The following is a 21,901-nucleotide window of genomic DNA, read 5'->3' on the forward strand; positions in this document are numbered from 1 at the left end:
GGCTGAATGGAGCAGCCTGACACTTCCACCCGTTTGACGGGCGCAGTGCAGGAGCTCGCATCGCAGGTGGTCTCCGCGCTCAGCAGCGGAGACCACTTCGGTGTGCTCTCCGGCGCGGCGGCCGACGGGGACGGAGGGTTCCGCCTCGCCGCCGTCCGAGTCCTGGGTGCCGACACCCTGTTGCCGAGCGTCGCGCTCCGTCGCCCTCCCGCCCCCGACGACCTCGCGGTCCTCGAACGGGCGGTCCGCGCGTTCCCACCCGCTGACAGCGCCTCACCCACCTCCCTCTGGACCCACTGGGCGATGCGGCGGGCCCTCGGGTCGGCCGGTGCCGAACCGGGCACGGCCTGGCTGGACCTGGCGCCCTGGCAGGTTCTCACCCATCAACTCGCGGTCCTGGCCGCCCTCGCGGTGCCCGACGCCGACAGCGCGGTCACCCGCGCCGCCACCCGCCGGCCGGTGGACGTCGCCCGCGGCTTCGTCCGCGCCGTACGCCGCCGCGACTGGCTCCAGGCGGCCGGGGCGGGGCGCTGGCTGACCGTCATCGACGGCGTGCCCGAGACGCTCGGCCTGGACGCGGGGCTGGAGTTCGTGTCGCTCATGGGCGGCACCGACCCCCGCGTCGCCCTCCATCTGCACGCCGCCCGGCTGCTGCGCGCAGGGGCGCCGGTGTGATGGCGGCCGTCGACGTCCCCCGGATGGGTGAGGCGGCCCTGCGCTGGGTGTCCGACCACCGGGACGGCTTCCGCCTCGACGACGACGCGCTCGATCCCGGCACCAACGCCGGCCTCACCTGGAAGCCGCTCGGCGAACTCGCCCAGGTGTGCGTCTGCGTCGGCAGGTCCACCCTCCCCGGCGCCCCGCTCCACCGCCTCGCCTCCGACCTGCTGGACTTCGCCTGGCGCCAGACCGAAGACGGCGCGCTGCTGCTCGAACTCCAGCGCCTCGAACCGTGGGCCACCTACCCCTTGGAGATCTACGCCGCCTTCGCCTCCGGCGGCCTGCGGCACCAGGGGTATGAGGAGTACGCCTCGTCCCTCCTGCGCACCAGGGGCTGGCGCATGATCGAGGCACTGCCGAACCGGCTGCTCGCGGTGATCAACTCCGAGGGGCGCAGCGGCCTTCCCGCCCACGAGGAGGCCGGCACGGTACTGGGCCGCACGTGGCTCGGGTCCCTGCCCGAACCGTGGACCTTCGAACGCACGGCCGGTTACACCGCCACCCATGTCGTCTTCCACCTCACCGACTGGGGCCGCGCCGTTCACGGTGTACCGCCCTGGCTTGCGGACTACCTGGAAACGTGGCTGCCGCCCTGGGTGGACACGTGCCTGGAGGACGAGCAGTGGGACCTCGGCTGTGAACTCCTCGCGATCGCGGCCAGTCTCCCGCGACCCCCGGCGAAGGCGGTGACCGAGACGGCGTGGAGCCGTGTGGCGGGCGCGCAGGACGCCTCCGGTGCCCTCCCGGAGGTGGGGGGAGGGCACGGCGGGCAGGCCGGGCCGCGCGATTTCCTCCACTGCTACCACTCCACGCTGATGCTGGCCTTCGCGGCGGCCCTGACCACCGCGCGCACCGAGAGCGCCGCGACCCCGGCGGAGGAGTGGACATGACCGGTCTCCAGCTGATCCACGGCGTCGGCGCGGGGGCCCTGGAGTGGTTGTACGCCCACCGGGACGGGTTCCGGCTGGAGCCGGACGTCGACCCCGAGATCGGTTTCCTGGAGCGGTTCAAACCGATCGGCGAACTGGGCGTCATCTGCAAGGTGCTGTTCCGCGAGGGCGTGTCCGGCTCCCGGCAGACCGACCTCGCGCGCCGGCTGCTCGACCACGCCTGGCGCGAAGCGCTGGACGGCGGCCGGATGCTGGTGCGCGGTCAGCGGACCGAGCCGATCTCCCCCATCCCTTTCGAGGTGTACGTCCCGTTCCGCGAACTCGGTTACCGCAACCCGGACATGGAGCGCTGGGCTCGGCTCAACCACCGGCTCGGCAGCTGGAAGGCCCTCGAAGTGACGCCCGTCCGCCGCCTCGCGCTCTGCGCGTACGAACGCCGGTTCGGGCTGGAGCCCAGCATGCCGGAGGGCGAGGCGCTCGCCCGTACCTGGCTGGGCCGCATGCCCGAGCCGTGGACCGTCGACACGCACATCGGGTACGACATCACCCACGTGGTCTTCCACCTCACCGACTGGGGCGAGAACCCCGGCGGCCTGCCGCCGCACCTGGCCGACCACCTCGCCACCTGGCTGCCGGTCTGGCTGGACGACTGGCTGGACCTGCGGCGCTGGGACCTGCTCGGCGAACTGCTCGTCGTCGACGCCTGCCTGCCCGGCCCCACCCTCGACGCGGCCGCCTGGGAAGGCTTCGCCGCGGCGCAGCAGCCCGACGGAGCCATGCCCGCCTTCCTCGACATGCCCGAGGGCGATCCGGACGAGGTCTTCGACGTCGTGTACCACTCCACGCTGGTCGCCGCCTTCGCCTCCATCCTGGCGATGTCCCGCGCCCTGTCCGGGCCGGCCCGCGCATGACCGCCCGGCCGCGCCCGGCCCCGGCGCCCGCCCCGGGGTCGTACGACGACGGGACGGCCGTACGGGCGCGGCTCGACGCCGCCGTAGGAGCCGTGGACGCCCCCGACGTCGTCTTCGCCCTCTCGTGCGACGGCCGCCGCGCCGTCCGCTGCGGCGGCACCGCGCCACCCCCGGCGCTCCCGCGCGACCGGGCGCGGTACGAGATCGGGTCGGTCACCAAGACGTACACGGGGCTGCTGCTGGCGCGGCTGACCGGCACCGGCGCGCTGTCCGGCAACGACGAGGCCGTGACGTACCTGGACCCCGGCCGCCGGCGCGGGCCCGCCGGCATCACGCTGACGCACCTGATCACCCACACCTCCGGGCTGCCCCCGCTGCCCCGGGACTTCCACCTCCGGGCCCTGCCCCACCGGAGCACCAACCCCTACGCCCCCTATTCGGCCGAGCGGGTCGTCCGCGCCTTCCTGCGCAGCCGCCCCCGCCACCGCCCCGGCACCCGCTGGCGCTACTCCAACTTCGGCGCCGCCGTCCTCGGGCACGCCCTCGCCGCCGCCACCGCGACCCCCTGGGAGCGGCTGCTCACCACGCACGTGCTGGACCCACTGGGGCTGACCGGCACCGCCCTGGCCCCCGGCGGACCGCACGCCGACGCCACCGGCCACCGGGCCGACGGCGTGCGGCCGACGCCCGCCCTGCGGATCGGCGGCTTCGCGGCGGCCGGAGCGGTGCGGGCCACCCCGGACGACCTGCTCACCTTCCTGGAGGCCCATCTGCGCCCCGAGACCTCCCCGCTCGCGGACGCGCTGCGGGAGGTGCGCCGCCCGGTGCTGCGGCGCGGACGGGGGCGGGGGCAGGTGCACACGCTGACCTGGTTCCAGGACGCGACCGAGCACGGGCCCATGTACTTCCATCTCGGGGCCACCTCCGGCCAGCAGGTCTTCCTCGGGTTCCGCCCCGACACCGGTACGGCCCTGGCGGCGGTCTCCACCCGCCGCTACCGCGGCGAGGACACGCTGATCCCGACGGCCTACGAGCTGCTGAGCGAGTGGTGATCGCGTAATAGGTCAGGTGTTCGGTTCGTGGCTAGGCTGGAAGGCATGACACACCACCTCCAGGGATCGCTCTTCGACCAGACCGACGACATCCGTCTCGGTCCGCTGAGCGGCGTCCGGCGGACCGTCCTGGGGGACGGGGCGTGGATCGACCTGCTCCCCGGATGGCTGAGTGGCGCGGACGCCCTCTTCGAGGAGCTGTCCGCCTCCGTACCCTGGCGGGCCGAGCGCCGCCGGATGTACGACCACGAGGTGGCCGTGCCGCGCCTGCTGGCCTTCTACGGCGAGCGCGACGCCCTCCCCCACCCCGTGCTCGACGAGGCCCGCAGCGCCCTGTCCGCGCACTACGGCGCCGAACTGGGCGAACCGTTCACCACGGCCGGGCTCTGCTACTACCGCGACGGCCGCGACAGCGTCGCCTGGCACGGTGACCGCGTCGGCCGGGGCTCGCGGCAGGACACCATGGTGGCCATCCTCTCGGTCGGCGAACCGCGCGACCTGGCGCTGCGCCCCCGGGGTGGCGGGGCCGCCCCGCTGCGGCTGCCGCTCGGGCACGGCGACCTCGTCGTGATGGGCGGCTCCTGCCAGCGCACGTGGGAACACGCCGTCCCGAAGACCGCGCGGGGCGCCGGGCCCCGCATCAGCATCCAGTTCCGGCCGCGGGGCGTGGGCTGACCCCGCTCCCGCCGCCCGCCCCCGCCCGCACGACTCGGCCGGCCCCGCGAACGCGCCGGCGGTCCACCGGGGCGGGAAGGGGCCCGCTCGCCTGTGGTCGGTCTGTGACCATAGGTCACACATGGTCCCCCCGGGCCAAGCGGTGTTAGAAATGAGCGTGGTCAACCTTCTCGGCCGATTCCGCGGTGTGTCGGTTCGGTCACTGGCCGAACGGCTCCCGAGGAGTGTCGCGGGACAGGTCTTCGTCCTGCAGGTGGCGCTCGTCGTGCTGCTGGTCCTGGGCGCCGTCCTCGCCCTGGTGCTCCAGTCGAGGAGCGACAACGACCGCGAGGCGCGCAACCGGTCCGTCGCGGTCGCGGAGTCCTTCGCCCACGCCCCCGGCATCCGGGAGGCGCTGGCGTCCCCGGACCCCTCCGCCGTCCTCCAGCCCCTCACCGAAGCCGCCCGCGAACGCGCCGGCGTCGACTTCGTCGTCATCATGGACACCCGCGGCATCCGCTACACGCACCCCCGGCCCGAGCGGATCGGGGGCCGATTCGTCGGCACCATAGAGCCCTCCCTGGCCGGGCGCGTCCACACCGAGCACGTCAACGGCCCCCTCGGCGACGAAGTGCAGGCCATCGTCCCCGTCCGCGCCGCCGACGGGCGGGTCATCGGCCTCGTCTCCGCCGGACTCCAGGTGAAGAACGTCACCGGCGTGGTCAACCGCCAGCTCCCCGTCATCCTCGCCACCAGCGCGGCCGGACTGGGCCTCGCCACCGCCGGAACGGCCCTGGTGGCCCGACGCCTGCGGCGCCAGACCCACGGCCTCGGCCCCGCCGAGATGACCCGCGTGTACGAACACCACGACGCCGTCCTCCACTCCGTCCGCGAAGGCGTGGTCATCGTCGGCGGAGACCGGCGCCTCCTCCTCGCCAACGACGAGGCCGAGCGGCTGCTCCAGCTGCCGTCCGACGCCGAGGGCAGGCACATCGACGACCTGCCCGCCCTCGACCCCGGCATCGCCGAGCTCCTCCGCTCCGGCCGGGTCGCCACCGACGAGGTCGTCCTCGCCGCCGACCGGCTGCTCGCCGTCAACCAGCGGTCAACCGACCGCGACGGCGGCCCCGCCGGCACCGTCGCCACCATCCGGGACACCACCGAGCTGCGCGCCCTCACCGGCCGCGCCGAAGGCGCCCGCAAACGGCTCAACCTGCTCTACGACGCCGGCGTCGGCATCGGCACCACCCTCGACGTGGAGCGCACCGCCCAGGAACTCGCCGAGGTCGCCGTCCCGCGCTTCGCCGACTTCGTCACCGTCGACCTGGCCGACGCCGTACTGCACGGTGAGGAGCCCACCGGCACCAGCGCCGACATGCGCCGCACCGCCGTCACCGGCATCCGCGACGACCACCCGCTCTACCCGCGCGGCAGGATGATCGGCTTCCTGCCGTCCACCCCCCAGGCCCGCGGCTACGGCAGCGGCCGGGCCGAACTCGTACCCGACCTGTCCCGGGCGCCGGGCTGGCAGGCCCAGGACCCGGAGAGGGCCGGCCGGATCGTCGCGTACGGCATCCACTCGCTCATCGCGGTACCCCTCAAGGCCAGGGGAGTGGTGCTGGGCGTGGCGAACTTCTGGCGCTCGGAGAAGCCCGAACCATTCGAGGACGAGGACCTCGCCCTCGCCGAGGAGCTGGTCACCCGCGCCGCCGTCTGCATCGACAACGCCCGCCGCTACACCCGCGAACACGCCATGGCGGTCACCCTCCAGCGCAGCCTGCTGCCGCGCGCCCTGCCCGAGCAGAGCGCGCTCGACGTGGCCCACCGCTACCTGCCCGCCCAGTCCGGCGTCGGCGGCGACTGGTTCGACGTCATCCCCCTGCCCGGCAGCCGCGTCGCCCTGGTCGTCGGGGACGTCGTCGGACACGGGCTCCACGCCGCCGCAACGATGGGCCGGCTGCGCACCGCCGTCCACAACTTCTCCACCCTCGACCTGCCGCCCGACGAGCTCCTCGGCCGCCTCGACGACCTGGTCGGCCGCATCGACCAGGACGAGACCGACCCGGCCGGCCACCCCTCCCCGGGCGGCCCCGCGGACGCCGGGATGACCGGAGCCACCTGCCTGTACGCGGTCTACGACCCCGTCTCGCGGCGCTGCGTCATGGCCCGCGCCGGACACCCGCTGCCCGCCCTGGTCCACACCGACGGCCGCGTGGAGTTCCCCGACCTCCCGGCCGGGCCGCCGCTGGGGCTCGGCGGCATACCGTTCGAGACGGCCGAGCTCGAACTCGCCGAAGGGAGCCAGCTCGTCTTCTACACCGACGGACTCATCGAGGACCGCACCCGCGACATCGACGTCGGCCTGGAACTGCTCCGCCAGGCCCTGTCGGTGCCCGACCGGACCCCCGACGACAGCTGCCGGGCGGTGTGCGACGCGCTGCTGCCCGCCCACCCCAAGGACGACGTGGCCCTGCTCATCGCCCGCACGCGCGCGCTGGGCCCCGACCGCGTCGCCGACTGGGACGTCCCCTTCCACCCGGGAGCCGTCGCGGGGATCCGCGCCGCCGCCGTCCGGCAGCTCGACGACTGGGGCCTGACCGACCTCGCGTTCGCCACCGAGCTGATCCTCAGCGAGCTCATCACCAACGCCATCCGCTACGGCGCCCCGCCGGTCCGCGTACGCCTCCTCCACGACCGCGGCCTGACCTGCGAGGTCGCCGACAACAGCAGCACCTCCCCGCACCTGCGGTACGCCGCCACCACCGACGAGGGCGGTCGCGGCCTCTTCCTCGTCGCCCAGCTCGCCGAACGCTGGGGCACCCGCTACACCTCCCAGGGCAAGGTGATCTGGGCGGAGCAACCGCCCCCCGACCCGTCACGGCGGACGGCGGAAGCCGACGGAGCGCTGTTCCTCGACATCCTGGACGCCGACCCGCTGTGACGATGCGGCGACCCGGGCCCCGCCGCGAACGCCGCTCCCGCGCCCCCGGCGGCCCGCGCCCTGCCGATACGCTGACGGCGATGTTCACACCCAAGGGCCCCACCCTCCGCGAACTCGCCGTCCAGGCGCTCTCCTCCACGGAGCACGGATACGACCTGCTCGCCCCCCGGTTCGACGAGACCCCGTTCCGCACCCCCGACCGGGTCCTCGACGCCGTCACCGACGCCCTGCGGCCCCACGGGCCGTTCCGCGCGGGGCTCGACGTGTGCTGCGGCACCGGGGCCGGCGTACGGGTGCTGCGGGAGCTGTGCCGGTCCACGGTCACCGGCGTCGACTTCAGCGCGGGCATGCTCACCGAGGCCCGCGCCGCCCACCCCGGCACCGCCGCCGGGCCCGACCGGCACTGGGTGCGGGCCGACGCCAGGGCCCTGCCCTTCCGGGACACCTTCGACCTGGCGGTGAGCTTCGGCGCGTTCGGGCACTTCCTGCCCCGCGAACGGCCGGTCCTCTTCCGCCAGGTGTACGCCTCGCTGCGCCCCGGCGGCCTGTTCGCCTTCCCCGTCGCGGCGCCCCCTCCGGTCGGCTCCACGGCCTACTGGGCGCTGTGGGGCTTCGACGCGGCGATGCGGGTGCGCAACCTGCTGTGGCGACCGCGCTTCATCATGTACTACCGCACCTTCCGGCTCGCGGACGTCCTCGACGACCTTGCCCGCACCGGCTTCACGACCGGGCTGACACCGCTCCCGGCGCTCGGCACCCGCGCCGACGGGACGCCCCGCTGCCGCCTGGTCGTGGCGCGCCGGTAGGTTGGGCACACCCCCGGACCACCAGGAGAAACGTGTCCTCCCCTCGCCCCCGCCTGCTCTTCGTCACCGACCTCGCCTACCAGGCCCGCGGGCGGCGCTACTGCGACGAGGACATCTTCCTGACCTCCCGGCTGCGCCACACGTTCGACATCGCCCTGTGCCACCCGCTCGACGCCGCCGCCCTGATGGGCTCCTTCGACGCGGTCGTCGTCCGCAACAGCGGGCCCGTCCTGCACTACCGGGCCGCGTACGACGAGTTCCGCGCCCGCGCGCTCGCGGACGGCGTACGCGTGCACAATCAGCTCACCGGCAAGGGCGACATGGCCGGTAAGCAGTACCTCCTCGACCTGTACGCCGCCGGGTACCCCGTCATCCCGACCGTGGACCGCCCGCAGGACCTCGGACGGCTGCCCGAGGCGGACGCCTACGTCGTCAAGCCGAAGCTCGGCGCCGACTCCATAGGCCTGCGGACCGTCCCCCGCGAAGAGCTCGCCGGCCTCGCCCGCGGCGACGTCCTCGTCCAGCCGCACATCGACTTCCGCTACGAGGTGTCGTTCTACTTCGTCGACCGCGCCTTCCAGTACGCCCTCCACGCGCCCCGCACCGACCGGCGCTGGGAGCTGGAGCGGTACGAACCCACCGCGGCCGACCTCGCCTTCGCCCAGCGCTTCGTCGACTGGAACACCGTCGACCACGGCATCCAGCGCGTCGACGCGTGCCGCGCCCCCGACGGCCGGCTCCTCCTCGTCGAGCTGGAGGACCTCAACCCGTACCTCTCGCTCGACCTCCTTCAGGACCACGTCCGCGACGCCTTCGTCACCGCCATGACGATGTCCCTGCACCGGCTTCTCGGCGCAACCTCGTCCCCCTGACGGTCTCTGAGGTTGCGTTCCCCGAATCCGTCCGGGCGAATGGAAACGACACCGCGAGAAATCCCCTCTTGGGTGTCGGACCAGTGGTTTCCCGAGAGGCAGTGAAGAGAGCATGTCCGTCGGCGCAACGAGTGTCACCATCCCCGAAGACCCGGGCGGCAGTCCCGGGCCGGGGCCGGGGAGGGACGGGGACGGACCACCCGGGTCATGGACCACCCTGTGGACGGTGGGTCTGGCCCTGCTGCCCCTCGGCCTGCTGGCCGCGGCGTCCTACCTCGGCCGTTACGTCCGCCCCAGCGCCGACGAGTGGTGCTTCCTCCCCGTCGTACGCGACCAGGGCATCGGCGGCATCATCGGCAAGTTCTACGTGACCGACAACGGGCGCCTCGCCAACGGCCTGCTCGTCGGGCTGTACGCCGAGTTCCCGGTCGCCGGGCACCAGTGGTACGCCGTGACCAGCGGCGTCCTCATGCTGGTCCTGCTGTGGGCCGTGACCGCGCACGCGCTGCGCGCGGCCGGACAGCGGGTGCCGCGCGGGGTACCGCTCCTCGTCGCCTCGATGATCACCGCGGTGTTCCTCTTCGCCACACCCAACACGTACAAGACCTTCTACTGGCCCGCCGCGTCCGTCTCGCACACGCTGGCCCCGGTGCTGGCCTGCGCGGCGGCCATCCCGCTGATGCGGGTCCACGGCCGCCGCGGCAGGATCGCCGCCGTGGCCACCGTGGTGGTGGCGGGCGTCTTCATGGGCACGCTCTCCGAGGAGGCGTCGGTCGTCGCGCTGGTGGTGCTCGGCGGGGCCGTGCTGTGCGCGTCCCTCTTCTTCGCCCCGCGCGTGCGCGGCTTCGTCCGGGTCTGGGCGCTGGCCGGTATGGCGGGCGTCGCCATCGGCACGATCCTGCTGGTGACGTCCCCCGGTTCGCGCAACCGGCGTGAGCGGTACGGCGCCGAGACGGTCTCCATGCTCGCCCCGGAGTCGCTCGTCGCCTCGCTGCGCCATTACGTGCGGATCCTGGAGACCGTTCTGACGACCTGGGAGTACGTGGGCGCCGTGGCGGCCGGGGTGCTGCTGGGCCTGCTCACGCGGCGCCGTCCCGGGCGGGCGCCGGCCCTCCTGCCGTGCCGCCCGCTCCTGGCGGGCTCGCTCGGCGCGCTGGCGTTCCTCGTCTCCGGTTACCTCTGCACCGTCATCACCTACCCGGCCTTCGGCGCGCGGGTCGTGACCACGGAGCGCACCTGGAACGACTACCTGCTGCTGTACGTCCTGGTCCTGGTCGGCATCGGCGCCCTGCTGGGCCGTGGGCTGCGGCGACGCTCACCCGGCGGGGCGACGGTGGGGGTGACGGGCGTGGTGACGGTCCTCGCGGCGGCCGTGTGCGCGGTGTCCGTCCTGGGCCTGGTGCGGCCCCTGTACCACCTGGGCCACGACATGAAGGTGCGGGCCGAGAAGTGGGACCGTCAGGACCAGTGGCTGCGCGAGCAGGCCGCGAGCGGCGTGAGGGTCGCACCGTACGTACCGCTGTCCGTCGGCAGGATGCTGGAGCCGTTCGGCGACGGCGGGCGCAAGAGCTGGCCCGCCAACTGCGTCGCGGACTTCTACCACCTCGACAAGGTCACTTACGGGACGCGGCTTCCGTGACCTGCTCCTCCGGCGGCTGCCGCGACCCGGCGCGACGGGTCGCGGCGGCGCCGGAGACGATCGCCCACCGGGCGAGCAGGAACGACAGCGGGGTGACGGCGACACCGGCCGCGAGGGCGGCGAGGTTCTCGTCCATGCCGAGGCCGCTGACGGCGAGATGGAGCAGGGCGCCGCTGCCCACGAGGTTGACCGCGCCCGACAGGGGGTAGCGGGCGAACGCCCGCCACGTGGGCCGGGTGCGCAGCGTGACGTACGAGTTGAGCAGGAACGAGCCGGTGACGCTCACCGCGTAGCCCACGGCGTGCGCGGCGAGGTAGGGCAGCCAGAGGTTGAGGGTGGCGTAGACCGCGTAGTAGACCGCCGTGTTGGCCACGCCGATCGCCGCGAACGACAGGAACTGCCGCAGCGCGGCGCTCTTCACGAGGCGTCCCCACGGCACGAAGCGCCTGAGGGGTCTCACGACTCCGGCCGCGCCCGGCCGGCGGCTTCCAGGCCGGCCGGGGGCCGGGAGGCCGGACGGGACGCGGTACGGGCGGCGGCGGCCGGGCGGAGGGCGGGGGGCTCGTTCGTCTCGCGTACGACGTAGTGGGGGCGGCGCTTGGACTCGTGGTAGATCCGCCCCACGTACTCGCCGATGACGCCGAGCGTGGCGAGCTGGATGCCGCTGAGCGCGACGATGGCGGTGATGAGGGTCGCGTAACCGGGGGTGTCGACACCGTTCAGGACGACGTTGGCGACGATCCACAGCGCGTAGGCGAACGCGGAGAGGAACAGCCACAGTCCGGTGTGGATGGCGAGCCGCAGCGGGCGGCTGTTGAAGGAGAGCAGCCCGTCGATGCCGTAGTTGAGCAGCCGTCGGCCGCCCCACTTGGACTCGCCCGCGGCCCGCTCGACGTTCTGGTAGGTGAAGCTGACGGTGTCGAACCCGATCCACGAGAAGAGCCCCTTGGAGAAACGGTTGCTCTCCGGCAGGGACAGGACGGCGTCGACCGCGCGGCGCGACAGCAGCCGGAAGTCGCCCGCGCCGTCGACGATTTCGACGTCCATGAAGCGGCGCACCAGACGGTAGTAGGCCCGGCTGAGCGAACTGCGCACGGGGCCTTCGCCGGTGCGGTCGCGCCGGGCGATGACCTGGTCGTAGCCGTGCCGGTGGAGCTCCAGCATGCGGGGCACGAGCTCCGGCGGGTGCTGGAGATCGGCGTCCATGAGGACGACCGCGTCACCGCGTGACATCCGCATGCCGGCGAGCATCGCGGACTCCTTGCCGAAGTTGCGGCTGAAGGAGGTGTAGCGGACGCGCGGGTCCGTCGCCGCGAGTTCCCGCAGCCGGTCCATGGTGGCGTCGCCGCTGCCGTCGTCGACGTAACAGACCTCGAAGGTCGCGTCGGCGCGGTCGAGGGCCGAGGTCAGCGCGGCGTGGAAGGCCGCGATCACCTCACTCTCGTTGAAACAGGGGACGACGATCGAGATATGGACCATTGCCTACTCACTCCATGCACCGGTGTGCGGGGTGGCGGGCCGCATGATCCGTGCCCACCGCACAGAGAAGATGACGATCGCGTCATCCGGGTTGCCTTTCCGTGCGACGGACTTCGGCGCATGCGCTGCCGGTTCCTCCCAGTGGAGCGCGGCAACGGGCGCGCGACAGCCCCACGCCGTCCACTTGGGTGAGGGGCGGGCGCGGACGCGGGTGCGGGGGCGGTCCGCGGGTGGGCGGACGAACGCCCCGCCACCCCTGGCCGGGGGTGGCGGGGCGGTCCGGGTTCTCGTCGCTGCGGCCGGCTCCGGGCCGACGCATCCGACGCGGCCGACCGGACCGACCGCACCGCGCGCATCGGGCGGGCCGGGCGGCCGGGCGGGGAAGGCTAGGAGCCCTTGCCGACCTCCTTGTTGATCGCGGCCGGTGACTCGTACTCCTTCTCCGGCAGCGATTTCAGGGCCTCCATGACCTCCTGGCCGGCCTTGTGCTTCTCGGCCGCGCCGACGATGTCCTTCTTCGACGCGGGGTAGTTGACGCCACCAAGGGCCTTCTGCATTTCGATGGGGTTCACGTTCATGTGCGACGCATACCCCTCGCTTCAGGAGGCATCACCAAAAGGCGGACAAATCACCTGGTGTGTCCACACTGCGCGGATCCGTCACGGTTGCATCACAATGTCGGTTGAGGAGCGGAGAGCGCGGGCACATCCCGGTGCGGGGATGGCGTCCCGGTCGGGGACCGGCGCACTCGGCCTCAGGGAGGCCCGCGTCGGCGTCCCTCCTCTGTGTGCTTTGTGGCGTGGAAAGGCAGGTACCTTCATGCTGTTGGCGCATCCAGCGGTGCTCCAGGAGCTCGTGAGCCGCTACGAATCCCTGTGCACCGCCGCTCAGGAGCTGGCCATCGCCCCTGATCTGAAACGACGACTCGACGACGTGACGTACACGCTCTGCGTCACGACCGGAACCCGGCAGCTGGAGCAGGCCCTGGCCGCTGCCCGCGCGCGGCTGGCCGCCGCCGCAAGTACCTGATCGGCCGAATTGAGGCGGCCCCGGTCCAGGGGTTGACCGGGGCCGCCACGGGCCATCCGAGGGGAGTACGGAGTGCCCGGTGGAACACCGCGGGAGCGGCGCGAGGAGGGAGCGCCGTTCGAGGGTGTTCGGTCCAAGGCCCCATGAGCAGGGCATTGAAGGGGTGTACCGGGCGCCCGATGCGCTGGGTTCCCGGCCGTCCGAGCAGTAAATATATTTACCGTTGAGTAAGCAAGCGCATGAAAAATTTCATGCGCGCCGATGGCGAGAAAACGCCCCCGGCCAACGATCGGCGGGGGTCAGTCCTCCAGGAAGAAACTGTGCTGCTCGGCAGCCTGTTCGTACCCTTCCAGCCGCATTTGCGTACGCTCCGGATTGGCGTCGGCCATCGCCTGGAGCACGGACGCCGACAGCACCCCCGGCGCCGCGTACGAATCGAAGACGAGGCGTGATCCGGTTCCGGCCGTCAGCGTCACCTCCGCCTCGTCCACCAGCGGGCCCAGCGTCAGGTCGGTGATCAGCGCGACCCGCAGCCCGGTCCGGCGGGCCGCGCGCAGCGTGGCCAGCGTCTCGTTGGCATGCCGCGGCATCGCGAACGCCAGCACCCACGTGCCGCCCGCCTCCCGCGACTGCAGCAGCGCGTCATAGGCGACGCTGCCGCCCCGGGTCACCAGCCGTACGTCGGGGTGGATACGGCGCGCCGCGTACGCGAAGTACTCCGCCAGCGACACGGAGATCCGCAGGCCGAGGACGGTCAGCGGCACCGACGCGGCCAGCTCGCGGCCGACGTCCAGGATCTGACCGGGGTCGGCGACCAGCCGGCGCAGGCTCTCCAGGTTCTCGATCTCGGCGTCGATGGCCGCCTGGAGCTCGTTGCGGCGGACCTCCTCACGCGTGTCGGGCAGCCCCGCGACCGCGCTGAGCGCGATGGGCTGCAACGCCTCGCGCAGCGCGGGGAAGCCGCTGTAGCCCAGGGACGTCGCGAACCGGGTGACCGACGGCTGGCTGACCCCCACCCGCTCCGCGAGATCCGTGATCGACAGGAACGCGGCCTCGGTGAGGTGGTCGATGACGTACTGGGCGATGCGCCGCTGCGCGGGGGAGAGGCGGTGGCCGCCGAAGAGGGCCAGCACCCGGTCCGCGGGCGCAGCCGGCGCGCCGTGCGCGTCCCGCGCGGCCACCGGACCCGGCCTGATCGCGGCTGCCTGTGCGCGTGCCTGCTGCCCTGATGGCACCGGCGTGCCTCCTTCCAGTCCCGATCGTCCTCAACATACTTCACCGTTCACAGCGCCCGGAGGAATCCGCAGGGCCACGGGAAACGGCCCACCGATGTGCGCGCGCGGCCCTCCGGGGAGCATCCTGGGGGTGTCCCGTCCGTCCCGGTACGGCGCGGGGCGCGACGCCACCGGGCGGATGCCGCTGAGCGAGGTGGGCCGACGATGTCAAACGGACAGGGCCGGGCGCCCGACGGGCTGTCCCTGACGCTCGCCCGGGCCGCGGTCGGCGCGGTCGAGGCGGTCGGCGGGTACGCGGGCGGCGTCTACCTGCGCTCCGGCTCCCCGGGGCTGCTCCGGCTGGCCGTCCTCGGCGGACTGCCGCGACCCCTGTTCCGGCCGTGGTGGCGCATGCACGTGAACCGGCCCTTCCCGGTCGCCGAGGCCTACCGCTCGGGACGGCTCGTCGCCCTCGCCGACGCCGAGGACGCCATGCGCCGCTTTCCCCAGCTCATGGCGGGGCTGCCGTTCCCGTTCGGCTCCCTCTACGCGCCGGTCACGAACGGCCGGGAGAGGTTCGGCGTCCTGGTGGTCCTGCGGGGCGCCACCCGGGGCGGCCCCGTCAGCGCGGCCGACCGCCGGCGGATGACCGCCACCGCCGAGCAGCTCGGCGCCCGCCTCGCCGACCTCGCCGCGCACGGCACCCCGGTCGAGTGGGACCACGCCCCCACCTCCGTACAGCTGCCCACCAGCACACCGCCGGTACGCGTCGGGCACCTCGACTGGGACATCGACAGCGGAACCCTGACGGGGGACGACGGCCTGCGCGCCCTCCTCTCCGGCGCCCCGGACGACGGTCCGCGCCCCGCACAGCCCCCCTCCCCGGACGACCGCTCGGACGGCGGCGGGCCCCCGCCACCGCCCGGCCCGGACCGCCTCCCCGCCACCGCCGACGCCCTGGCCGCGCTGCTGTCGCCGGAGGACGCGTACGGCGTGTGGACCCTTGCCCGGCTGGTGAGCGAGTCCGACCGGCCGACCACCCGAAGGATGTGGATCCGGGGCCCCGACGGGCGGCCCTGCCTGCTCGAACTGTCCGGCCGCCGGGCCACGGCGTCCCGCGACGGCCCCGGCGGGCGGCTGACCGGCGCGCTCGTGGACCCCGGCACCGGTCCGCTGGGCGCCGCGGCGGCCGACCGGCTGCCCAGGGGCGCCTTCTCCCTCGACCGGCTCGGGCGGATCCTCTTCGTCAGCCGTACCGCCGAGACCCTGCTCGGCCAGGCCCGCACCGCGCTCGTCGGGAGGTCCCTGTGGGACGCCGTGCCCTGGCTGGGACTGCCCGCGTACGAGGACCACTTCCGCGCGGCACTGCTCTCGGACGACCCCGTCCACTTCATGGCCCACCGGAGCCCGTCCACCTGGCTGTCCGTCTCCCTCTACCCGGGCCAGGACGGGCTGACCGTCACCCTCGCCGCCACCGAGCGGCCCGTGTACGCCCCCGGCTCCGTCATCGCCCCGGGCGCGGGCCTCGCCCCGGGGGCGGGGGACGGGCTCGGGTCACCGGCCGACCGGGCCGCCGTGCTCTACCGCCCCGTCGCCCTCGCCATCGCGCTCACCGAGGCCGTCACCGCCCGCCAGGTGTCCGCCGTGGTCACCGAGGAGCTGCTGCCCGCCTTCGGCGGCCGTCAGCTCGCCATCTACCTCCTCAGCGAACGCCACCTCCACCTCGCCTGGGAGACCGGGTTCCCCAAGGGCTTCCTCGACCAGTTCGACGGCGTCGGACTCGACGCCCGCCTGCCGGGCGTCGAAACCCTCACCTCCGGGCGACCACTCTTCTTCGAGTCCATGCAGCACCTCGCCGACACCTACCCGGGCATCCCCCTCGACGCCCACGTCGGCGCCCGCGCCTTCCTGCCGCTGATCGCATCCGGCCGGCCCGTCGGCTCCTGCATCCTCGGCTTCGACCAGCCGCGCGGCTTCAGCCCCGAGGAACGCACGGTCCTCACCGCCCTCGCCGGTCTCATCGCCCAGGCCCTCCAGCGCGCACGGCGATACGACACCGAGGCCGCCCTCGCCCGCGGCCTCCAGGACGCCCTGCTGCCGCACCGCCTGCCGCGCCTGCGGCACGTCGAAACCGTCGGCCGCTACCTGCCCGGCACCCAGGGCATGGAGGTCGGCGGCGACTGGTACGACGTCATCGACACCGGCCACGGCGGTGTCGCCCTCGTCATCGGCGACGTCCAGGGCCACGGCGTGTCCGCCGCCGCCACCATGGGCCAGCTGCGCAGCGCCGTACGCGCCTTCGCGCTCAGCGGCCACGGCCCCCGGGAGGTGATGAGCGGCACCAACCGGCTGCTCATCGACCTGGACCCCGGCCAGTTCGCCACCTGCTGCTACGTCGACCTCGACCCGGCGACCGGCGCCGCCCGGGCCGTACGCGCCGGGCACCCCCAGCCACTGCTGCGCCACCCCGACGGCCGGGCCGAGGTGCTCGACCTGCCCGGCGGCGTCGTCCTGGGTATCGACGCCGACGCGTCGTACCCCGTCACCGAACTGCGCCTGGCGCCCGGCACCGTCCTCGCCCTGTTCACCGACGGGCTCGTGGAACAGCCCGGAACCGACATCGACCTCGGCATCGAACGGCTGCGCGCCGCCCTCGCCTCGGTCGACGACCCCTCGCTGGCCCACACGGCCGACCGGCTCATCCGCGCCGCCAAGGCGGCCACCGACCGCCCCGACGACATCGCCCTGCTGCTCGCCGCCCGCAGCGCCCCCGGGCCGCGGGCGACCCGTGCGGACTGAGTTCGGTTGTGTACCCCGCGCGACCGGGCGATCATCAGGAGACGTAAGAAGGCAGGTGCCATGAGCGCGGTGAACGCAGCCGAGGGTGCCGACTTCCGGGGCCCCCTCGACATCACGAGAGCGGCGACGGCCGTCCTGGACTCCGACGGCACGGTCGTCGGATGGAGCCCGGCCGCCCAGGCGCTGCTGGGCTACCCCGCCGACGAGGCGGTCGGGCGCGCCATCGGCACCTTCGTCGTGGACCGCGCGGGCCCCTACCGGCCGGCCGCGCGGCTGCCCGGCGCGTCGGAGGCCACCCGCCGCGTCCTCCACCTCCGTCACCGGGACGGCCGGATCATCCGCGTGACCACGGCGGCCGTCCCGCTCTCCCACGCCGCCGCCGGGCCGGCCGCCGAGTCCGGGCCCGCCCGGCTCCTGGCGCTGGCCGACGCCGACGAGACCGAGCACTGGGAGGCCCTCCAGTCGATGCTCCGCGGCCTCGTCACCCAGTCGCCCATCGGGCTCGCCATCTACGGCAGCGACCTGCGGGTCGTCTGGACGAACCACGCGCTCTACCAGGAGATGGGCAGCACCCAGTACGCGGGCCTCGGCCCCGACGAGATGGTCGCCGGCGGTGAGATCCTCACCCCCGGATACCCGCCCACCCTGGAGGAGACCATGCGGCGGGTCCTCACCACGGGCGAACCCGTCGTCGACCTCCACTACCGGGGCCGCCCGCCCGCGGACTCCCGCCGCGACCACGTCTGGTCCTGCTCGTACTACCGCCTCCAGGACGCCGCCGGCGCCACCCTCGGCATCTGCGAGGAGACCGTCGACATCACCGACCGCTACCTCGCACAGCAGCGCCTCGACCTGCTCGTACGGGCCGGAGGCCAGGTCGGCACCAGTCTCGACATGGTCCGCACGGCGCAGGAGCTGTCCTCCGTCACCGTGCCCCGGTTCGCCGACGCCGTCACCGTCGACCTGCTGGACGCCGTACTCGAAGGCGAGCAGCCGGCCCCCGGCACCGCCCCCGCACGTCGCGTCGTCCGCGTCTGGGACGCACAGGTGGACGCCGCACCGGCCACCCGGCCCGACCCCCGCCGCCCGGTCGACTACCCGCCCGACTCACCCCAGGCGCGCTGCCTGACCACCGGACGCCCCGTTCTCGACGGCCCCAACGCGGAAGGCGCCCCCTCCCGGCTCGCCCTGCCCCTGCGCGTCGACGGTCCGGCCCTCGGTGTCGTCACGTTCACCCGGGACCGCCGCTTCGACCCGTTCGGCGCGGCCGACCTGCCCGTCGCCGACGAACTCGTCGCCCGCGCCGCCGTCTGCATCGACAACGCCCGCCGCTACACCCGCGAACACACCGCCGCCCTCATGCTCCAGCGCAGCCTGCTGCCCCGGAACCTGCCCCGGCTCACCGGCGTCGAGGTGGCCCACCGCTACCTGCCCGCCGACAGCAAGGCCGGCGTCGGCGGCGACTGGTTCGACGTCATCGCCCTGTCCGGCAAACGCGTCGGGCTCGTCGTCGGTGACGTCGTCGGGCACGGGCTGAGCGCCGCAGCCACCATGGGCCGGCTGCGCACCAGCGTCCACGTCCTGGCCCAGCTGGACCTCCCGCCCGACGAACTCCTCACCCGCCTCGACGACCTGATCACCCAGACCGCCCACGAGCAGACCGCCGTCCCCGCCACCGGCCGCGAGGACGCGAGCGAGGACGCCGCGCTCGGGGTCACCTGCCTGTACGCCGTGTACGACCCGGTGTCGGGACGGTGCAGCATGGCCCGCGCGGGCCACCCGCTGCCCGCGCTCGTCGACCCCCGCACCGGCACCGTCGACCACCCCGACCTCCCCGCGGGCCCCCCGCTCGGACTCGGCGGCCTGCCCTTCGAGAGCGTCGAGTTCACCCTGCCGGAGGGCAGCCTGCTGGCCATGTTCACCGACGGCCTGGTCCAGGGCCGCGGCCGGGACCGCGACGCCGAACTCCACGCCCTGCACACCGTCCTCGCCGACCACCGGCGCCCCCTGGAGGATCTGTGCGACGGGGTGGTGCACGCCCTGCTGCCCGGCCCCGTCGACGACGACGCCGCGCTCCTCCTGGTCCGCACCCACCTGCTCGACAGCCGGCACGTCGCCACCTGGGAGCTGGCCGACAGCCCCGAGATGGTCGGCCGCGCCCGCTCCCTGGCCACCGGACAGGTCGGCGCGTGGGGTCTGGACGGCGAACTGTCCTTCACCACCGAACTCGTGGTGAGCGAACTCGTCACCAACGCCATCCGGTACGCATCCGGGCCCGTCCAGCTGCGGCTCATCCGCGACCGCACCCTGATCTGCGAGGTCTCCGACACCGGCCACACCTCGCCCCATCTGCGCCACGCCGGCAGCGAGGACGAAGGCGGCCGGGGCCTGTTCCTCGTCGCGCAGATGACCCAGCAGTGGGGCACGCGCTACACCGCCACCGGCAAGACGATCTGGGCCGAACAGACCCTGCCGCCCTGACGTGCACGCGTGACGTTTGTGGCGACGGAGGACCGGAAACCCGGAGATCGCCGTTATGTCGGGAGGTGCGCCATGGCAGCGTCCGAACAGATCAGCGCCGAGCTGTGGGACGAGTTCCACACCGTCGTCAACATGACCTCGCGCGAACTCCAGGAGTGGCTGAACGTCGAATCGGCGGGCGAGGAGACCGAGGAGCTCCCCGACCGCTCCGGGAAGGCCACCGGCCGCCGCGTCCTGGAAATCCTCGGCAAGCGCCGCACCGACCTCACCGAGGACGACGTCGCCGTCATGCGACGGGTCCGCGACATCGTGCGGTCCCAGCGGGGCCCCGACCTCGAACCCACCGCCGGCGGAGCCGATTGGCGCCACGGCCTGATGGACATCGGGCACGATCCGCTCAAACCCGTCTAGGACCCGCCCGCCCCCGCCGCCGCTGTCGGCGTCCGCGCGGATCCTCCAGCGGCCGCCCGAGGAGGATCCGTTGCGTCTCCATCACACCCGGCCCACCGACCCCGGGTACACCCGCAAACGCCATGGGCGCGGCTTCCGCTATCTCGACGCCCACGGCGAACCCCTGCGCGACCCCGCCGAGCTGGGCCGCATCCGGGAACTCGTCATCCCGCCCGCCTGGCGGGACGTATGGATCTGCCCACGGCCCAACGGCCACCTCCAGGCCGTCGGCACCGACGCCGCCGGGCGCCGCCAGTACCTCTACCACCCGCGGTTCCGCGCCGAGCAGGAACAGGCCAAGCACGACCACGTCCTCGACGTCGCCGAAGCCCTGCCCGCCATCCGGGAGACCGTCGAGGGGCACCTCGGGGACCGCGGGCTGACCCGGAGGCGGGTCCTGGCCACCGCCGTACGCCTGCTCGACCTCGGCTTCTTCCGCATCGGCAGCGACCGCTACACCGAACTGAACAACAGCTACGGCCTCACCACCCTGCTGCGGGAACACACCCGCTGCCAGGGCGGCGCGGTCGTCTTCAGCTATACGGGCAAACACGGCCGGGAGCTCGTCCAGACCGTCGTGGACCCGCCGACCTGCCGGGCCCTCACCGCGCTGATGCGCCGGCGCGGCGGCGGCGACCGCCTCTTCGCCTACTGGGAGCGCCCCACCTGGCAGGACGTGTCCGGCGCCGACGTCAACGCCTACCTCAAGGACCTGGCCGGCCTGGACGTCACCGCCAAGGACTTCCGCACCTGGCACGCCACCGTCATGGCCGCGATCGCCCTCGCCGTCTCCCAGGCCGTCGCGCACAGCGAGACCGCCCGGCGCCGCGCCATCGCCCGCGCCGCCCACGAGGTCTCCGCCTACCTCGGCAACACCCCCGCCGTCTGCCGCGCCTCCTACATCAACCCGAGGGTGATCGAGCTGTACGAGGAGGGCGTCACCGTCGCCGCCACACTGCCGCACCTCGGTGACGAGGGCACCTACGGCATCCCCGCCACCCAGGGGCCCGCCGAGCGGGCCGTCCTGCGGATGCTGCGCACCGGCCGGCCGCCCGAGAAGACCTGATCCCGGCAGGCCCGGTCAGGGCCAGGACGGCTCCTTGCGCGGTACGACGACCAGCTCGCCCACCGCGCTGCCGGCCGGGACCGACAGCGCGTACAGCACCGTGTCGGCCACGATGTCGGGGCTCTGCAGCAGCGACACATCGGCGTCCGGGAACCGCTCCAGGATGAACGGCGTCTCCATGCCGCCCGCGATGATCCCCGTGACGCCGATGCCGGGGCAGTCCCGCTGCGCCTCCTTGAAGAGCGTGTGCGTGAAGGCCCGCAGCCCCGACTTGCCCGCCGAGTACGGCCCTGCCTCCGTCCAGGTGCGGTTCGCCGCGGTGGAGAGGATGTTCACGATGTGACCGCCGCCCCGGGCCACCATCCGGCGGTAGGTCTCCAGGCACAGGTACATCGGGCCCAGCAGATTGGTGGTGACGACCCGCGTCACCTCGTCGGCGGTGAGGTGTTCGATCGGCTTCGACACGTCCACGGCCGCGTTGTTGACCAGGACGTCCACGAACCGGCCGTCCCCCTCCAGCTCCCGGAAGACGTCGGCGACCGCCGCGGCGTCCCGCACGTCCAGCTCCACGAACCGGGCGTCGCCCGAGGCCCCGTCCTGGTTCAGCTCCTCGCACAGCTCACGCGCCGGCTCCTTGCGGACGTCCGCGACGAGGACGGACGCCCCGGCGCCGGCCAGCCTCCGTACGATCGCGGCGCCCAGACCGCGCGCGCCGCCGGTCACCAGTGCCTGCTTGCCCTGAAGGTCGACCCGCACTCCGCTGCCCATGCCTTCCTCCGCCTTCCGATCGGGTGTCCTCCCCTCCCACTGTGGCCTGGGCCACTACGGACGGCACCCCGGACGGTCACTGTGAGCAAGCACACCAGACGGGGCCAAACCGCAGGTGAGCGCGCGGATG

The 21,901-nt window shown here is 73.6% G+C and carries 19 protein-coding genes; 14 read left to right on the forward strand and 5 right to left on the reverse strand.

The window, feature by feature from the left end; translation table 11 throughout:
* Positions 1-6 precede the first annotated feature (6 nt).
* From ABZZ38_RS09485 to ABZZ38_RS09525, 9 genes are all read left to right on the forward strand, one after another.
* A complete protein-coding gene (locus tag ABZZ38_RS09485) occupies positions 7-675 on the forward strand; it encodes a hypothetical protein (protein WP_356737460.1) in 669 nt (222 codons plus the stop codon).
* Positions 675-1,610 carry a hypothetical protein gene (locus tag ABZZ38_RS09490; RefSeq protein WP_356737462.1) on the forward strand — a complete coding sequence of 312 codons (936 nt, stop codon included), beginning with the start codon at positions 675-677 and terminating at the stop codon, positions 1,608-1,610. The genes ABZZ38_RS09485 and ABZZ38_RS09490 overlap by 1 nt, the downstream gene beginning before the upstream one ends.
* Complete coding sequence (locus ABZZ38_RS09495) at positions 1,607-2,521, forward strand: hypothetical protein (protein ID WP_356737464.1); 915 nt, start codon at positions 1,607-1,609, stop codon at positions 2,519-2,521. The genes ABZZ38_RS09490 and ABZZ38_RS09495 overlap by 4 nt, the downstream gene beginning before the upstream one ends.
* Positions 2,518-3,573 (forward strand): serine hydrolase domain-containing protein, encoded by a 1,056-nt coding sequence (locus tag ABZZ38_RS09500; RefSeq protein WP_356737466.1) that lies wholly within the window; start codon positions 2,518-2,520, stop codon positions 3,571-3,573. The genes ABZZ38_RS09495 and ABZZ38_RS09500 overlap by 4 nt, the downstream gene beginning before the upstream one ends.
* A gap of 45 nt (positions 3,574-3,618) precedes the next feature.
* The gene (locus tag ABZZ38_RS09505) at positions 3,619-4,248 is read left to right on the forward strand and encodes an alpha-ketoglutarate-dependent dioxygenase AlkB (RefSeq protein WP_356737468.1); all 630 of its coding nucleotides are present in this window, start codon (positions 3,619-3,621) and stop codon (positions 4,246-4,248) included.
* 151 nt (positions 4,249-4,399) lie between these two features.
* On the forward strand, positions 4,400-7,168 hold the full coding sequence (locus tag ABZZ38_RS09510; protein WP_356737470.1) for a SpoIIE family protein phosphatase: 2,769 nt from the start codon (positions 4,400-4,402) through the stop codon (positions 7,166-7,168).
* 80 nt (positions 7,169-7,248) lie between these two features.
* On the forward strand, positions 7,249-7,974 hold the full coding sequence (locus tag ABZZ38_RS09515) for a class I SAM-dependent methyltransferase (RefSeq protein ID WP_356737472.1): 726 nt from the start codon (positions 7,249-7,251) through the stop codon (positions 7,972-7,974).
* Positions 7,975-8,006: 32 nt separating this feature from the next.
* Positions 8,007-8,846 carry a hypothetical protein gene (locus ABZZ38_RS09520; RefSeq protein WP_356737474.1) on the forward strand — a complete coding sequence of 280 codons (840 nt, stop codon included), beginning with the start codon at positions 8,007-8,009 and terminating at the stop codon, positions 8,844-8,846.
* Positions 8,847-9,072: 226 nt separating this feature from the next.
* Complete coding sequence (locus ABZZ38_RS09525) at positions 9,073-10,485, forward strand: DUF6056 family protein (protein ID WP_356737476.1); 1,413 nt, start codon at positions 9,073-9,075, stop codon at positions 10,483-10,485.
* Here ABZZ38_RS09525 and ABZZ38_RS09530 read toward each other — a convergent pair.
* The 3 genes from ABZZ38_RS09530 to ABZZ38_RS09540 form a co-directional block, all read right to left on the reverse strand.
* On the reverse strand, positions 10,460-10,945 hold the full coding sequence (locus ABZZ38_RS09530) for a GtrA family protein (protein WP_356737478.1): 486 nt from the start codon (positions 10,943-10,945) through the stop codon (positions 10,460-10,462). The genes ABZZ38_RS09525 and ABZZ38_RS09530 overlap by 26 nt on opposite strands.
* Positions 10,942-11,964, reverse strand: coding sequence for a glycosyltransferase family 2 protein (locus tag ABZZ38_RS09535; RefSeq protein ID WP_356737480.1), 1,023 nt, complete (start codon positions 11,962-11,964; stop codon positions 10,942-10,944). The genes ABZZ38_RS09530 and ABZZ38_RS09535 overlap by 4 nt, the downstream gene beginning before the upstream one ends.
* Positions 11,965-12,350: 386 nt before the next feature.
* Positions 12,351-12,542, reverse strand: a complete 192-nt coding sequence (locus ABZZ38_RS09540; protein WP_356737482.1) for a DUF2795 domain-containing protein — start codon at positions 12,540-12,542, stop codon at positions 12,351-12,353.
* 241 nt (positions 12,543-12,783) lie between these two features.
* Between ABZZ38_RS09540 and ABZZ38_RS09545 the strand changes: the two genes are divergently transcribed.
* Positions 12,784-12,993: a DUF5133 domain-containing protein gene (locus tag ABZZ38_RS09545; protein ID WP_356737484.1), complete on the forward strand. Its 210-nt coding sequence runs from the start codon at positions 12,784-12,786 to the stop codon at positions 12,991-12,993.
* 299 nt (positions 12,994-13,292) lie between these two features.
* On the opposite strand, the gene ABZZ38_RS09550 is transcribed toward ABZZ38_RS09545, so the two are convergent.
* Positions 13,293-14,228 (reverse strand): MurR/RpiR family transcriptional regulator, encoded by a 936-nt coding sequence (locus tag ABZZ38_RS09550; protein ID WP_356737486.1) that lies wholly within the window; start codon positions 14,226-14,228, stop codon positions 13,293-13,295.
* Positions 14,229-14,432: 204 nt separating this feature from the next.
* On the opposite strand from ABZZ38_RS09550, the gene ABZZ38_RS09555 reads away from it, so the two are divergent.
* The 4 genes from ABZZ38_RS09555 to ABZZ38_RS09570 all read left to right on the forward strand — a co-directional run bounded on the left by ABZZ38_RS09555 (position 14,433) and on the right by ABZZ38_RS09570 (position 21,003).
* Positions 14,433-17,006, forward strand: a complete 2,574-nt coding sequence (locus ABZZ38_RS09555; RefSeq protein ID WP_356737488.1) for a SpoIIE family protein phosphatase — start codon at positions 14,433-14,435, stop codon at positions 17,004-17,006.
* 60 nt (positions 17,007-17,066) lie between these two features.
* Entirely contained in the window at positions 17,067-19,487 is a 2,421-nt protein-coding gene (locus tag ABZZ38_RS09560) for a SpoIIE family protein phosphatase (protein ID WP_356737490.1), read from the forward strand.
* A gap of 72 nt (positions 19,488-19,559) precedes the next feature.
* Entirely contained in the window at positions 19,560-19,898 is a 339-nt protein-coding gene (locus ABZZ38_RS09565; RefSeq protein WP_356737492.1) for a DUF3140 domain-containing protein, read from the forward strand.
* A gap of 70 nt (positions 19,899-19,968) precedes the next feature.
* The gene (locus ABZZ38_RS09570) at positions 19,969-21,003 is read left to right on the forward strand and encodes a DNA topoisomerase IB (protein ID WP_356737494.1); all 1,035 of its coding nucleotides are present in this window, start codon (positions 19,969-19,971) and stop codon (positions 21,001-21,003) included.
* A 15-nt stretch (positions 21,004-21,018) separates the two neighbouring features.
* Here the strand turns inward: ABZZ38_RS09570 and ABZZ38_RS09575 are convergent, their stop codons facing one another.
* On the reverse strand, positions 21,019-21,771 hold the full coding sequence (locus tag ABZZ38_RS09575) for an SDR family oxidoreductase (protein WP_356737496.1): 753 nt from the start codon (positions 21,769-21,771) through the stop codon (positions 21,019-21,021).
* Positions 21,772-21,901 lie beyond the last annotated feature (130 nt).

This window comes from Streptomyces sp. NPDC006368, assembly GCF_040612535.1.
In the GTDB taxonomy this organism is placed as follows: Bacteria; Actinomycetota; Actinomycetes; order Streptomycetales; family Streptomycetaceae; genus Streptomyces.